This window comes from Gracilibacillus salitolerans (genome assembly GCF_009650095.1).
Lineage (GTDB): Bacteria > Bacillota > Bacilli > Bacillales > Amphibacillaceae > Gracilibacillus > Gracilibacillus salitolerans.
The window spans coordinates 2,867,427-2,881,104 of the sequence record NZ_CP045915.1; the positions used below are offsets into that span (position 1 = coordinate 2,867,427).

Below are 13,678 nucleotides of genomic sequence, written 5' to 3' on the forward strand. Positions count from 1 at the left end.
GTGATTAAAGATATAAACAAGAAGCAATAGCTTTTTGTGAAACTCACGATTTGGAATATGAGGAAGAAGAAGCTCATCTACCTTTTCTAAACAGTGATAAAAATGGGCACATCTCCTGTTCCATTTCATAGCAGAATGGGTGACAATTTAGCAAAGTATTGCTATAATTATGATAGGTAATTCATATACTACTACTAAAAACCCACAGCGGTAACTGTGGGCTTTGGATAAGCGGTTCCCCCAGAAAGGGTTCGGCCATCTGTAGCGATAGACCTCTCCTAGTCACTTGTCAGGGTAAATAGGGAGGTCTATTTGCGGTTGATCATCGATATGATCAAGGCGAGTAATGCAATCAAGAAAGTTCCAAAACTAAACAACACCATGAAACTTTCGTACATCCCCAAGAGGCATCACCCCCTTTCACCGGAGATTAGCCGACCTTCCCTAAAAGAACGTTATCCAATATTATTATAACATACCCTACTAATCAAGAACATACATGCTTATCCCTACTTCTACCATTTGATTTAAATATTCCATTGTATAAGCTGGCTTATCAAATAGAAGTCTTTCCCACTTTAAAAATATAGCAAGATATAAGAAATCTCTCTGACTTGTTTAAAGTAAAATGAATGAAATATGTCAAAAGAGGTGGAAGAAAATGAGTCTAACATCACAAAATATTTTTGTAAACTTACCCATCAAGAATTTAAAAAAATCTGTCGAATTCTTTAGTGCATTAGGTTTTGAGTTTAACCAACAATTTACAGATGAAACAACCACATGCATGATAGTAAATGATAATATCTTTGTTATGCTATTAGAAGAAGAACGATTTCAAGACTTTACTTCAAAGGAAATTGTAGACGCAACGAAAGCAACAGAAGTATTAATCGCATTATCTGCTGAAAGCCCAGAAAAAGTAGATGAAATGGTGAATAACGCAATAGAAGCTGGTGGAAGCCGCGCTAATGAGAAGCAAGACCATGGATTTATGTATGGCTGGAGCTTCCAGGATTTAGATGGTCATATTTGGGAAATTGTTTATATGGATGAAAGTTACGTGGAATAAGGAGAAAAGGAGCTGCCAGCAAGTCACTATTTGACTTATTGGCAGCTCACACTTTAATACGTTCAAAGACTCTGTTGGTAAAGGCAAAGTCATTGGGAATCAAGATAACCAGTGGAACAGATTACTAACAATTTTCAATCAGGAAGCTAAAAACCCTTTTAATTCTTCTTCAACTTTTTTAACATCGGCGTAGCCTTTCTGATATAAATCTAATAATTTCTTCTTATTTTTTTCGATGCGTCCGACAGTTAATTTCTCTGTCGGTGAAATGATGAAGACATTTCCTTTTTTCTCTTCTTCGTACAAATAGTTGATTGTTTCATTATATTCAATATGTCTTTTTTCCAAGGAATGGAGTAGGCCAGGATATTCCTGATATTTTCTCCGTATGTACCAATTGGGTGATTGCGGTTTTTTGTAGTAACCTCTGTTTCTCGTTAAGATTACTACATTTTTTCTGTTACCATCTTTTATTGATTGTTTAATGGGAATCGGTGCTGAAATTCCACCATCCATCAAAGCGAGATTATCATACTGTACAACTGGTGCTACCATCGGTAGAGAACTTGATGCGCGAAGAAGTGTAAGCATATCATTCGCATAGTCTGATTTATGATAAAACAATGGATCCCCAGTTTTACAATCTGTTACTCCAACCACAAACTCTTCTGTTGCTTCATTGAAAGTTTGATAATCAAAAGGAACTAGATCATTTGGTAATGTATCAAATAGAAAATCCATACCAAACAGTTCCCGCTTTTTAACCCAATTCCGGAATGAAAGATACTCAGGATGGCTAACATAATCTATATTTACTGTTCTGTTCCGTTCGATTTGACGGGAAATATAGGACGAGCCATTACAAGCTCCGGCTGAAACACCGATTACATAAGGTATGTAAATGTCCTGCTCCATTAAAAACTGCAGTACTCCACCAGTGTAAACTCCTCGACTTCCTCCACCTTCTAAAACCAATCCAACGTCTTCCATTATATCGCCTCTTTACTTTCCTATAAATTACAACATGTACATGATACAATAGCTGTTAATTCAATTCCAGTTTTGGATCTTGAGAAAAACAGGAATTATACATATGTTTACATTCCACGAAATGTTTATAATATCTATTTATGATTAAACAATAGATGAAACCGAGCTCACCATATCTAATGTTTAAAAATAAAATAGAGAAAGCGCTCTTTAATATTTTATAATTTTCGAAACAAATGATTTCTTTTATGTAGTTTTTTGGTGTAAGATATTTATCTGTATAGTTAGAAAGTGAAGGGATTATTATGGAAAAAAATCGATTTCGTTTTTGGATATTAGTTAGTATTGTCGCTGTTTCTGGTTTTAGTCAAGGCATGCTTCTGCCATTAATAGCAGTCATTTTTGAAAGTAGTGGTGTGTCTTCTTTTTTAAACGGATTAAATGCGACGGGGTTATATATTGGTATCCTGTTAGCTTCCCCTTTCATGGAGCAGCCGTTAAGGAAATTCGGCTACAAACCACTTATTATAACAGGTGGACTACTAGTATTGGTTTCTCTAGCATTGTTTCCTTTATGGCAAACTTTTTGGTTTTGGTTTTTCTTACGCTTACTAATTGGAATCGGTGATCATGCACTTAATTTCGGTGCCCAAACGTGGATTACTGCATTCTCACCAGAGACTAAAAGAGGAAGAAACATTGCCGTTTATGGTTTGTTTTTCGGGATTGGCTTTGCCGTCGGGCCATTAATGGTGCCGCTTGTTAACATTAATGAAAGCTTACCATTCATTCTCGCATCAGGATTAAGTCTTATTGGTTGGCTATTTTTATTTGCACTTAGGAATGAGTTACCGGAACAAGATATGCAGATGAGTTCTTTCAAAAATACGTTCAAACGGTTTGCACAAGCATGGAAATATGCATGGGTTGCTTTTTTACCACCCTTTGCTTATGGATTTTTAGAAACGTCGCTCAATGGGAATTTTCCTGTCTATGCACTTCGAATCGGGATAGAGGTAGAAAATGTATCCGCATTATTATTTGCCTTCGCAATCGGAGCGATTGTCTTTCAACTGCCACTGGGCATGTTGAGTGACAAATTAGGACGAAAAAAAATATTAACAGCTGTACTGCTGTTAGGATTTATCTGTTTCTCTGCAGCGGGATTCTTAGAGCATTCATTCTATGGATTATTTATCTGTTTATTTCTGGTGGGAATGTTTGTCGGATCGATGTTTTCTTTAGGAATTACCTATATGACCGATCTGACTCCAAAAGAGTTATTACCAACTGGCAACCTGCTGTGTGGTGTGTTTTTTAGCTTTGGAAGCTTGATTGGTCCATCTGCTGGAGGATTGTTCATCCAATTCGCACCATCGGTAAGCTTTTTCTATTTGATTAGCACTTTATTCTTAATTATTTTCGCAATCATATTAGGAAATGAAAAAAGGAGACAGCGTTAATTCTGATTTCATTTTAGCTCATCGTTCAAAATCCAAAATTAAAGATTCATGTTCGTTGATAATAGACCTCCCTCACTGATTTCACCTGTAACTAAGGAGGTCTATTTTTACGAAAATATCTAGTTACTTTTTTGGTAACGGGCACACTTGACAGTAAGTTAAGGCTTCTTTCTTTTTTTCCAATTTATGAAATAAGCAGCAAGTTTCACGACAAGGGTTATTTTCTAACTCCTGGCCTATTTTTATATAATGACTAATCGGATTTTCTTTTAAGCCAAAAATAGCGCCATTTGCATTGTTTAAATAGAAAAAATCCTGATAGATTTGTTTTTTTTGCCTGTCCGTCAAATCTTGTGCTAATAATTTCTGATAAACAGAATTTATCCGGACAGCCACATTCTCCCATAACACAGAGGATTTGATCTTCGTTACTTTTTGCAGTACCTCAAACAATGGTTTGATTTGTTCCGCAAATAACTGACGGAATAGCTTTTCGTATTGCTTCTCCCTCATTTCATCATTAATCTGTAGTACATGGATGTCATCTAATGGAATTTGTAACGTATGATCATCCCCATATACTACCTTATCGACAGTTAAACAAAGGACTATTTGATAGTGAACAAGGCTAAATAGAGTAGAAGATACAACCATTTGCGCATAACGCTTGGCAAACATGGAAGCAGCTACTACGATATGTGGTGCATGCCAATTCTTCATTTGTTGTTGCAAGAATTGTTGACAGATGGGTTCTTGTAATAAATCCTTAACCGGCACACCGTTCATCACATTGTACTCTATTTTAAAGTTTCTTAAATCATATATAAGTTTCTCCATATCTTACACCACTCTCTTACATATTTTCGTTAACCATTAGATATGTCGATTCCGATAAAGTAAATATATAAAAAAAGGAGCACCAATCCCTGCAGTCAACACACCAGCAGGTATATCTAATGGTAAAAAAGCAGTGCGAGCAATCAAATCTGCAATCATCACCATTAGACCACCCACTAATGCTGCTATTGGCACAAGGGAATGAAAGGTGAAACCCACAAGCTTCTTTGCAATATGCGGTGCAATGAGACCTATAAAGCCGATTCCTCCAGCAAAGGCAACTGCTGAACCAGCTAAAGCAACACTAATAAACAATAAGGTAAATCGTATTAGCTGAACATTGACTCCCAAACTTGTAGCAAGCGAATCGCCTAACTCTAACACACCAATAGTCTTGGCTAATAAAAAAGTAAGTGGTATAAAAATTAACACCCATGGGAGTAATCCATATACATCTTGTTCCGTTGCCCCATATAAACTGCCCGTTAACCATAGGTATGCCTTTGTCGTAACAGTTGTTTCGCTAACCACAATTAATAAGGTGATAACTGCATTCATCGCCGCAGATACTCCAATTCCAATTAATACAAGTCGTATAGGGGTCACTCCATTATTCCATGCCAGTCCATAGACAATAATCGCAATAGACATAGCACCAAGAATGGCCGCTAAAGGTAACCAATGAATCGAAATAGTACCCATTATATAAACGATAAAAAGCATGGCTCCTACAGAACCACCAGCTGTAATCCCAATAATGTCTGGAGATGCCAAAGGATTGCGAATTATCGATTGTAAGATCAAGCCTGAGACACTTAATGCAGCACCTACTAAGAAAGCAAGTAATAGCCTTGGAAGCCTCAGTACATTAATGGTGAATTCATATTCTCCATCTGCTAATCCTAGTAAATATTTTAAGATTTCTGGAACTGGTATGTAAGAACTACCTATCGACAGACTCATAATCGTGACAATAAGCAGTAAAAAACACAATAGAATATATACCGCTATCGTATTTTGGTAAATTGAATGAAGGATCTGTTTCATATCAGGATAGCCCCCTGCGTGCAATATAAATAAAGAATGGTGTACCAATCAATGCTGTCATCACACCTACGGGAACTTCTTGAGGCATAATCAAAAAACGAGCAACTACATCTGCCAACAATAATAACCCTGCTCCTATAAACGCACTAACTGGAAGTATCCAGCGATAATCAGGACCTACTAAACCTCTTACCATATGTGGAACAATTAATCCTATAAAACCAATCGAACCTCCAATAGCTACAGATCCACCTGCTAATAACACGACTACCACACCAATCAAAATCTTTAATAAGATGATTTTTTGGCCTAGCCCTTTTGCCACATCTTCTCCAGACAAAAGAATATTGATTGAGCCCCCTAACAAAAGTGCTAGCAATACACCGCAAAGGATAAAAGGAAAAATAGGTAAGAGCATATCCATACTTCTACCCGCAACAGATCCAGCTAACCAAAATAAAATGCTTTGAATTCTTTGTTCATCAATAACAAGCAATGCTTGTGTAAAGGAAACGAACAATGCCGAGACAGCTGCACCGGAAAGTACAATTCTAATGGGAGAGAGTCCTCTAGTTCCAATCGTTCCTAAAAAATACACACATAATGCTGCAATGGCTGCACCAATAAAGGCTATCCACATGTAGTGCACTAAGGAATCCACCGAAAAGAGAGTAATAGCTAATACAATAAAGAAGATAGCTCCTGCGTTAATACCGAGTATATCTGGTGCTGCTAGCGGATTACGAGTGAGTGCCTGCATCATAGCTCCAGCCATTGCTAGACTAGTCCCTATTACGGTTGCTATAACTGCTCGTGTTAAACGTGATGTCACCACAATAATATGCTCTGTTACAGATTCATCATAATAAAAAATAGCATCAAGTGTAGTAGACAAAGCAATCTGCCTCTGACCAAGTGAAATACTTAATATAAATGCTACAATAAAAATTAAAAAACTAACGATAAACACTATCCATTTTTGTTTTGTCTTTTTCGGGGTAATTTGCATTCAACTAACTCCTTACACGTTCTGATACATTACAACAAATAGAAAAAGAAGCTATCCTAAAAGAATAGCGATTTACAGATAAATGAGTTTAACTCCTTATCCTATTCTTGTATCTCTAAACGATCAGATATGTCATCTAACATTAAGTTAGCGGCAATAATCCCCCCACCCATATTCCAAATGACTTCGTCTACACGATGGATTTGATCGGTTTTTGCAGCATCAAGTTCATCCCATAATGGATGCTCTGTCCATTCTTGATACGTTTTTTGTACCGCTTCCTCATCATCCATAAACAAATAGAAAACATCAGCATTCATTTCTGTAATGCTTTCTTTATCTGTTAGTTTCAAGACTGCTTGAGAGTCATCAGTAAGCTCTTTTGGTCCTTCGAATCCTAATTCATCCAAAATTGAGCCAGCAAATCCTGTCACATAAATTCGGGCGTGATCTGCTCGAAAATTTAAAACGGATACATGGTATGGCCATTGATCACCGTATGTAGTTTCTAATTTATCCTGTAAATTCGCCACTCTGTCATCCCATGCATTTAAAAGTTCGGATGCTTTATCTTCTTCCATCATAGCTTCACCCATCAATTCAACTGTCTCTTTAAATTCAAAAACGGTTTCATGCATAACAGTAGGAGCAATTGCTGATAATTGATCATAAATTTCTTCGTGTCTTAATTGAGATGCAATAATAAGATCTGGATCCAACTGATGAATTTCTTCCAAATTCGGCTGTGTCTCTTGCCCTACAATAGGTATATCTTTTAAATCGTCTCTTAAATATTCATATATTGGTTGTTCACGCCATGACTCTACAATTCCAACAGGCGTGATACCAAACGCTACTGCAGCATCTGTTGCCCCTTGATATAAAGTCACAATTCGTTCAGGCTTTTCTTCGATCGTAGTTGTTCCCAGCGCATGAGATACTTCTAATGGTTCCTGATTCTCTGTTTCCTGGCCCCCTCCATTGCTTTCTTCATCTTGTTCCTCAGCAGATGTTTGTTCATCAGATTGCCCACAACCAATTAATACGAAAAACATGAATAAACACAGAATTCCAATAAAAAACGTGGACTTTGAATGTGTATACTTCATATGTACACTTCCTCCTTTTGTTAATATTGATAATCATTATCAATTAAGTAGTATATACTACCTTTCTCATAAAAACAACCCCTAATTGAAAACAAATTTCAATTAGGGGTCGTTGCCAAATCGAATAGAATCACACCACTTAGACTTCTGATCCTTGATCCCACTACACTTTTTCCGCAGTGTCTGCAAGAAATCAAAAATGTACTTTAATCCACCTTCATTCACCCATTCGTATAAAATATATTTGCATATATTATTAACACAAGAATCAATATTGATTTTGTTAAATTCACAAAAAGGAGGAGAATATGTATGTCTGGCTATGATCACGGAGGCGGTTTTGCGCTTATCGTCGTTTTATTTATCCTTCTAATCATTATAGGAGCTAGTTTTGTGAAATATTAACAAATTATCGCTCTCTGCACACCCGATTTCAAAAAGAAAATATTATTCAAGATATTTCATGCTAAAAAAATGCCTCTATATAAGAGGCATTTAACACATTTTTTAATATTATCCAAAATACAGTAGGAACTAATAATAATATGGGAAAAACAAACTGCGTAGTAGGAAGAATGGAAGTCTGCGTCGTCTAAAACGACGAAATCTTCTAGGAAAATAACCGTAACCATAACCATATTGACGTTCTGCTTCGTCTCCTCTTTCCATATCTCCAAATGGAATGAGTATGATTACACCGTCGTCATCCATGTCTTCTATAATTCCCTCGAATGTTTCTCCTTCTGTTGTTTGGAATTGCATAAAATACAAATGGTAATTTTTACACATTTCATGCATCTGTTTTTGTTGATGGTTATAATCCATTTGTTGATGCTCCATCATTTGACCATAAGGTTGTTGATGGTGCGGATTATATTGATGTGGTCTCTCTTGATACATACTATCACTCCTATAATGTTATTCATACCTAAAATATTCAACTTATCTACTTATGTTACAAAAGTCCAGGCAAATTCTTGAATATATCGTTAAAAACTAAGTTCTTCATGCATGCTATGGTTTACATTTAACAAATATAAAGGTATGAGTATCAAGTTTTATTACACACTATTATTGAAGTAATTATGTAAGACTTTTAAAATAAAGGGAGTCATCTATTGTGCTTTTATTTATTGGGCAGATAATTATTCTATTTATTATTTATGTTGTAGCTATTCGAATTTTAGGGAAAATCGCATTAGCACAACTTACACCACATGACTTTGGAGCAGTATTTTTTTTAGCATACATACTTTTTGGTTCATTAGAGATAGATGGCATTACCCAAAGTGTTGTTGGAGTTATTACAATCATATTACTTTATTTAACTATTTCAAAATTGAGCCTTTGGAATAAATTAGATAAACTTCTTATTGGAGATTCAACCTTTTTGGTCAGAGATGGAAAAATAAATATTGATAGCTTACGAAAGAGTCATTTCACATTATTAGAATTATTGGCAACCATTCGCAATGCTGGCTATTTTGATATTAGTGAGGTTGATTACGCAATACTCGAACCCAATGGAAAAATTAGTATTTTACCCAAAAAAGATAAAGTATCTTTAACACCTGGTCATTTAGGGTTAAGTACAGAGGATAGAGGCTTGCCTATTATAGTTATTATGGAAGGAGAAATTCAACACAATAACTTATCTATTATGGATAAAAATGAACTTTGGTTAAAAAAGGAACTCATTTCAAAAGGATATGATCAGATTGATAAAATACTTTTTGCCACAGTTAGAGATAAAGATAATTACCTACAGGTTTATACAGAACAAAAAGATACATATTAATCAATTGTATTCTCCCTTTCCCCATTAAACCAAGCATAGTTAAAGTAGCTATATAATGTGGCCTAATAAGTAAATATAGGGTATTCCAAATGTACCGCTATGGCATCTATAAAACCTTCCAGGACATCGATGCTAATAGTCCTCCGATTACATAGGTCGCTGCTGTTATTCCATTATAAACAACACTTTTAAGATAGGATATCAATTCTGCATGATGAAGAGCTCCATACATCAAAGTACTCAAAAAAAGAGGCTGGGACATATCAATTATTTTCCACTTCAAACACGAATGCTTGTAATAAATAAACATGAACAAAAGGAAGATTATGCGCAGTAACTGATGATGTATAACTATTGATTAAAGTGGTAATTTTGAAATGAATAATATGCTTAACAATCGCTACGGCTTGCCCACTTCGCTTTCCAGGGGGCGTGTCTTCAGCTAACTTTGCAAAGAAGATCATGCTGATCCCTCAGGAGTCGAAGTGGACGCCTGCGCTAAATAACATTCTACAACGGATGCAAGTGGTAGAATGTCGACTCTAATTTCTTGGTTTGTATATGCCATTCTTATAGAAAGTGCAAACAGCTAACGGTCATAACCGTTGTAGAGCAATTTTATAGCGGAGGCCGCCCACTTTCACTCCTGTGGGACGGTTTTCTCTGAAGATCCACTTTTCCGAGCGATCTTTGCTTGGAAAAGTTAGCTGAAGGGAAAACCCCACGGAAAGAGAAGTGGGCAGCCAGAGCGGTTGCTTAGCAGTCACAACTTTTCAATATAACCGCAAAAGTTGGTGAACATTTTCCTTCTTTTATGCAATTGAAAAATCCGAATGATAACAAATTCTGTTCGTAGAATTTGACACATCGTTCGGATTTCACTTTTATCAAATTACTTTTTTCCCAGCCTCTTTCTGTCTTAAGAATAAATACATGTGAAACCAAATAGGATGTAATTCATTCTAAAAATATGTGTAAAAGTATTTGGTTAGATTGTTATTGGCGTAATTCCTCGTCATTCTCTAGCTTTTGAAGATTTCTTTTTTGATCACATTTCCAACAAAAAAGTTCACCTTCATGATGAACACCATCTAGAAAGCCATCTTCACAGTAAACCGTTTTATCACATTCTGTACAATGTCCTACTTTTTCATACACAAGGTAAAGCCTCCTTTTTATGAAAAAAGTTGTTAATTAAGGAAACGATCATTACTCAGTTACATTCTAAATTCCAAATGGCTACTAATATACTCTTTCACTATTTTTGTTTTACTTTTACTTCTACTTCTCCTTTTTCTGTTCCAATAATAACGGTGTCTACTAAGTTTGTAAAAAGCCCATTCTCAACAACACCCGGAATCATATTTATTCTAGTAGCTAAAATAGACGGCTCAGAAATGTTTTCAAAATGACAATCTACTATATAATTACCATTATCAGTAAGGTAAGGAATATTAGTTTCTGCTCTTCTCAAATTCGGACGGCATCCGAGTTGATCGAGCTGGTTGAAAGTGACTTGCCATGCATAAGGAACTATTTCTACTGGTAATGGGAATGCACCAAGGTTTTTAACGCATTTCTTTTCTCCTATTACAACAATAAAACGATTTGAACTAGTGGCTATCATTTTTTCCCGAAGTAGTGCACCCTTTGCTCCTTTAATTAAATCAAATTGGTCACTCACCTCATCAGCACCATCAATCATTAAATCAACGGTATCTATTTCTGAGACATCAACTAAAGGGATGTTCCGTTCATTTGCACGTTCTTCGGTAAACTTTGATGTAGCTACACCTTTTATATTTAAACCTTCTTTTGCTCTTTTCCCAAGTTCATTTAAGACAACGTTTACGGTTGAACCGGTTCCTAAACCAACTATCATACCATGTTGAATGTACTCAACTGCTTTCTCACCGGCCAATTGTTTCCCATGCATTACATATCACCCCTCTTTATCAGGTATGTATACATTTATTCCCCATACATTAATCCAGTAAACGTTTTCTTTCATAGGAACTAAAAGTGGAGAATTGATTAATTAAACAGACATATAATCTGTTTATTTATCTATATCATCTCATCACACTCCCACCAGAAATCTTTACTGATTCACCAACAATATTTTGTGCGGCATCTGTTAATACAAAGGCAATCGTATTTGCTACTTCTAATGCAGATATTAATCGCCCGGATGGTATACTGTTTTTCGCATTTTCTAACGTTTGTTCATAGGAAATGTCATTTCTCTCTGCTTTTTTCTTGAGGATGTTATGTGCCATATCAGTATCGACAAAACCGGGGCAGACTGCATTTACTCTTATATTGTGCTCGATCGCTTCCAATGCCATCGACTGTGTCCAACCAATCATAGCGAATTTGCTAGAAGCATAAGCACTATTTCCATATGTCCCTCTCAAGCCTGATAGTGACGCAACATTGACGATATTCCCTCTTTTCTCTGGAATCATTTTCTGATAAATTGTTTTCGTTAAACGAAAGGTTGAGAAATAATTGATATCCATTATTTGCTCAATTACGTCTGTTTCTAACTGTTCCACTGGTGCTCCTCCACTAACACCAGCTGAATTGACTAGATCTGAAATAAAACCTAGCTTTTCTTCAGCAGTCTTTATCAAATCGGATCGATCGGCTTCCTTGGTAATGTCTGCAGTAGCAACACAAATCTGGTCTGGTGTTGTATCTTGCATTAACTCTTTTTCAAGTAGATTCAGTTTATCCTGATTTCTACCCGTAATGGTCACCTTAGCCCCCATACTAACGATAACTTTTGCAGTCTCATAGCCTATTCCTCCAGTTGCTCCTGTAATCAGAATATGTCTTTCCTTTAATGCATCTTTTGCAAAAACTGCCATCTATTATCCCTCCATTTTGCAACATTATTTTTCTAATTTCATGATAACTGGTTTTAACACTAATTCCCAATCATCTGAAAGGTAGAAGGTAAAAAGTGGCCACCAATACCAGTGGCCATCTCGTTTAATCTATTCCGTTCTCCAAAAATCGGTTTGTGCTTCAAGATTATCATAATCATATTTATCAGAATGTAACATACGTCTTGATTTGTTTTACGAAAGTTACGACCTAATTTCAATTCAATTAAGAACTTGTTAAACCGGTTTAAAATTTAGATTAAGAGGTATAATATGGGTATCCAAGCTCCTTTTAGAAGTTTAGTTTAGTTATTTACATCTGAACGATCATCATGGATTTTACATATTACAGACTTTAGGAGGTCTAAACTATGTTTCAGATTAATTCGTTTTTTAATTTTAAAAGAAGTAAACCGAAACAATATGTCGGCTGTGTTAGAAATCCAAAAAAACCAAATGAATTTCATAAATTGTTAGCGAAAGCTTGTGCCCATTATGGGTTAACAATGATTTATTACACGCCAAAAGACGTAGATATGGAACAACATCAGGTAACCGGAAAAATACTCGTTAATGACAAGTGGATAACAGAAATTACTAATGTTCCAGTGTTTAATGATTTAGCCACGCTATGCTTCAGGCATAAAGAAGTCACCAACTATTTACGTCAGATGAGTACGATATCGAATGACCTGATTGGAACGAAGACAAAGCAGTATAGACTGGTTAGAGATGGTGAACAATTCAAAGATATTGTGATTCCATACATTACAACAAATCAACCGGAGAGTATCATGACATTCTTATCCAAACATCCTATGGTAATTTTAAAACCGAGTAGAGGGATGAGAGGTGAGCATATTTATAAAGTTACTGTATTAGATGATGGACGTTATCATCTGATTCATGAGACAGATGAAGAAACGCTCACTCATGATGAAATTTTCCAATTTCTATACGGTCTAGTTTCCAAGAAGAAATATATTTGCCAGAAATATATTGAAACAGTGGATGAAAACGGGAAACCTTTTGATGTTCGCATTCGTCTAGAGAAAAATGTTTACGGCAAATGGGAAACAGTGGTTAATTTAGTTCGAATTGCAGGTAAGCAGAAAATCGTATCTAATGTAGCTCAAGGTGGTTATGTAGCAGAGTTAAGTTCATTTCTGCAAGTGAATTATCCTGATAACTGGAAAGCAATTGAAAAAAAGATTATCCAAATTGGAGATGGACTTCCTGGTCATATTGAGGAATTGACAGGAAAACACTTAAGTTCACTAGGAATTGATATCGGAATTGATCCAAATGGTAACACTTATTTATTCGAGATTAATACTTCCCCTGGTACTGAGTTTGCCATAGGTGAGATTGCCTTGATTAAGTCCGGGTATTATTATTACAAAATGAATGAAATCAATAATGCTAATAAAAAAACACAATCTATGTAATAGAAAAAATGATC

Annotated in this window: 16 protein-coding genes; 5 read left to right on the forward strand and 11 right to left on the reverse strand. The window is 35.7% G+C overall.

The features are described from left to right. Positions 1-308: 308 nt before the first annotated feature. Positions 309-398 carry a putative holin-like toxin gene (locus GI584_RS24055; RefSeq protein WP_228552428.1) on the reverse strand — a complete coding sequence of 30 codons (90 nt, stop codon included), beginning with the start codon at positions 396-398 and terminating at the stop codon, positions 309-311. Between the two features lie 263 nt (positions 399-661). Here GI584_RS24055 and GI584_RS13630 point away from each other — a divergent pair, with 263 nt between their 5' ends. Next, a complete protein-coding gene (locus GI584_RS13630; RefSeq protein ID WP_100360143.1) occupies positions 662-1,072 on the forward strand; it encodes a VOC family protein in 411 nt (136 codons plus the stop codon). Positions 1,073-1,210: 138 nt separating this feature from the next. On the opposite strand, the gene GI584_RS13635 is transcribed toward GI584_RS13630, so the two are convergent. After that, on the reverse strand, positions 1,211-2,062 hold the full coding sequence (locus GI584_RS13635; RefSeq protein ID WP_153791544.1) for a patatin-like phospholipase family protein: 852 nt from the start codon (positions 2,060-2,062) through the stop codon (positions 1,211-1,213). 305 nt (positions 2,063-2,367) lie between these two features. Here GI584_RS13635 and GI584_RS13640 point away from each other — a divergent pair, with 305 nt between their 5' ends. Next, complete coding sequence (locus GI584_RS13640) at positions 2,368-3,525, forward strand: MFS transporter (protein ID WP_100360141.1); 1,158 nt, start codon at positions 2,368-2,370, stop codon at positions 3,523-3,525. 123 nt (positions 3,526-3,648) lie between these two features. Here GI584_RS13640 and GI584_RS13645 read toward each other — a convergent pair whose 3' ends face one another. From GI584_RS13645 to GI584_RS13660, 4 genes are all read right to left on the reverse strand, one after another. Continuing rightward, complete coding sequence (locus GI584_RS13645) at positions 3,649-4,362, reverse strand: IucA/IucC family C-terminal-domain containing protein (protein ID WP_153791545.1); 714 nt, start codon at positions 4,360-4,362, stop codon at positions 3,649-3,651. Positions 4,363-4,398: 36 nt separating this feature from the next. Next, positions 4,399-5,409: a FecCD family ABC transporter permease gene (locus tag GI584_RS13650; protein WP_100360139.1), complete on the reverse strand. Its 1,011-nt coding sequence runs from the start codon at positions 5,407-5,409 to the stop codon at positions 4,399-4,401. Between the two features lies 1 nt (position 5,410). Next, positions 5,411-6,418 (reverse strand): FecCD family ABC transporter permease, encoded by a 1,008-nt coding sequence (locus GI584_RS13655; RefSeq protein ID WP_100360138.1) that lies wholly within the window; start codon positions 6,416-6,418, stop codon positions 5,411-5,413. Positions 6,419-6,519: 101 nt separating this feature from the next. Continuing rightward, positions 6,520-7,527 carry an ABC transporter substrate-binding protein gene (locus GI584_RS13660; protein ID WP_228552244.1) on the reverse strand — a complete coding sequence of 336 codons (1,008 nt, stop codon included), beginning with the start codon at positions 7,525-7,527 and terminating at the stop codon, positions 6,520-6,522. Positions 7,528-7,839: 312 nt separating this feature from the next. On the opposite strand from GI584_RS13660, the gene GI584_RS13665 reads away from it, so the two are divergent. Beyond that, positions 7,840-7,932, forward strand: a complete 93-nt coding sequence (locus tag GI584_RS13665) for a YjcZ family sporulation protein (RefSeq protein ID WP_100360137.1) — start codon at positions 7,840-7,842, stop codon at positions 7,930-7,932. A gap of 129 nt (positions 7,933-8,061) precedes the next feature. Here the strand turns inward: GI584_RS13665 and GI584_RS13670 are convergent, their stop codons facing one another. Further along, positions 8,062-8,427, reverse strand: coding sequence for a hypothetical protein (locus GI584_RS13670; RefSeq protein ID WP_100360136.1), 366 nt, complete (start codon positions 8,425-8,427; stop codon positions 8,062-8,064). A gap of 220 nt (positions 8,428-8,647) precedes the next feature. Between GI584_RS13670 and GI584_RS13675 the strand changes: the two genes are divergently transcribed. Beyond that, positions 8,648-9,325 carry a DUF421 domain-containing protein gene (locus GI584_RS13675; RefSeq protein WP_100360135.1) on the forward strand — a complete coding sequence of 226 codons (678 nt, stop codon included), beginning with the start codon at positions 8,648-8,650 and terminating at the stop codon, positions 9,323-9,325. A 263-nt stretch (positions 9,326-9,588) separates the two neighbouring features. Here GI584_RS13675 and GI584_RS13680 read toward each other — a convergent pair whose 3' ends face one another. From GI584_RS13680 to GI584_RS13690, 4 genes are all read right to left on the reverse strand, one after another. After that, positions 9,589-9,789, reverse strand: coding sequence for a hypothetical protein (locus GI584_RS13680; RefSeq protein ID WP_153791546.1), 201 nt, complete (start codon positions 9,787-9,789; stop codon positions 9,589-9,591). 532 nt (positions 9,790-10,321) lie between these two features. Beyond that, positions 10,322-10,483 carry a hypothetical protein gene (locus tag GI584_RS23855; protein ID WP_194841994.1) on the reverse strand — a complete coding sequence of 54 codons (162 nt, stop codon included), beginning with the start codon at positions 10,481-10,483 and terminating at the stop codon, positions 10,322-10,324. Between the two features lie 100 nt (positions 10,484-10,583). Further along, on the reverse strand, positions 10,584-11,261 hold the full coding sequence (gene rpiA, locus GI584_RS13685; RefSeq protein WP_153791547.1) for a ribose-5-phosphate isomerase RpiA: 678 nt from the start codon (positions 11,259-11,261) through the stop codon (positions 10,584-10,586). A 136-nt stretch (positions 11,262-11,397) separates the two neighbouring features. After that, a complete protein-coding gene (locus tag GI584_RS13690; RefSeq protein WP_100360132.1) occupies positions 11,398-12,198 on the reverse strand; it encodes an SDR family NAD(P)-dependent oxidoreductase in 801 nt (266 codons plus the stop codon). Between the two features lie 389 nt (positions 12,199-12,587). Between GI584_RS13690 and GI584_RS13695 the strand changes: the two genes are divergently transcribed. Beyond that, on the forward strand, positions 12,588-13,664 hold the full coding sequence (locus GI584_RS13695) for a YheC/YheD family protein (RefSeq protein ID WP_100360131.1): 1,077 nt from the start codon (positions 12,588-12,590) through the stop codon (positions 13,662-13,664). Positions 13,665-13,678 lie beyond the last annotated feature (14 nt).

Excerpts from the sequence above, each read along its gene's own strand:
- GI584_RS24055 (WP_228552428.1), bottom strand. The coding sequence starts at position 398 with ATGTACGAAAGTTTCATGGTGTTGTTTAGTTTTGGAACTTTCTTGATT.
- GI584_RS13630 (WP_100360143.1), top strand. The coding sequence starts at position 662 with ATGAGTCTAACATCACAAAATATTTTTGTAAACTTACCCATCAAGAAT.
- GI584_RS13635 (WP_153791544.1), bottom strand. The coding sequence starts at position 2,062 with ATGGAAGACGTTGGATTGGTTTTAGAAGGTGGAGGAAGTCGAGGAGTT.
- GI584_RS13640 (WP_100360141.1), top strand. The coding sequence starts at position 2,368 with ATGGAAAAAAATCGATTTCGTTTTTGGATATTAGTTAGTATTGTCGCT.
- GI584_RS13645 (WP_153791545.1), bottom strand. The coding sequence starts at position 4,362 with ATGGAGAAACTTATATATGATTTAAGAAACTTTAAAATAGAGTACAAT.
- GI584_RS13650 (WP_100360139.1), bottom strand. The coding sequence starts at position 5,409 with ATGAAACAGATCCTTCATTCAATTTACCAAAATACGATAGCGGTATAT.
- GI584_RS13655 (WP_100360138.1), bottom strand. The coding sequence starts at position 6,418 with ATGCAAATTACCCCGAAAAAGACAAAACAAAAATGGATAGTGTTTATC.
- GI584_RS13660 (WP_228552244.1), bottom strand. The coding sequence starts at position 7,527 with ATGAAGTATACACATTCAAAGTCCACGTTTTTTATTGGAATTCTGTGT.
- GI584_RS13665 (WP_100360137.1), top strand. The coding sequence starts at position 7,840 with ATGTCTGGCTATGATCACGGAGGCGGTTTTGCGCTTATCGTCGTTTTA.
- GI584_RS13670 (WP_100360136.1), bottom strand. The coding sequence starts at position 8,427 with ATGTATCAAGAGAGACCACATCAATATAATCCGCACCATCAACAACCT.
- GI584_RS13680 (WP_153791546.1), bottom strand. The coding sequence starts at position 9,789 with ATGATCTTCTTTGCAAAGTTAGCTGAAGACACGCCCCCTGGAAAGCGA.
- rpiA (WP_153791547.1), bottom strand. The coding sequence starts at position 11,261 with ATGCATGGGAAACAATTGGCCGGTGAGAAAGCAGTTGAGTACATTCAA.
- GI584_RS13690 (WP_100360132.1), bottom strand. The coding sequence starts at position 12,198 with ATGGCAGTTTTTGCAAAAGATGCATTAAAGGAAAGACATATTCTGATT.
- GI584_RS13695 (WP_100360131.1), top strand. The coding sequence starts at position 12,588 with ATGTTTCAGATTAATTCGTTTTTTAATTTTAAAAGAAGTAAACCGAAA.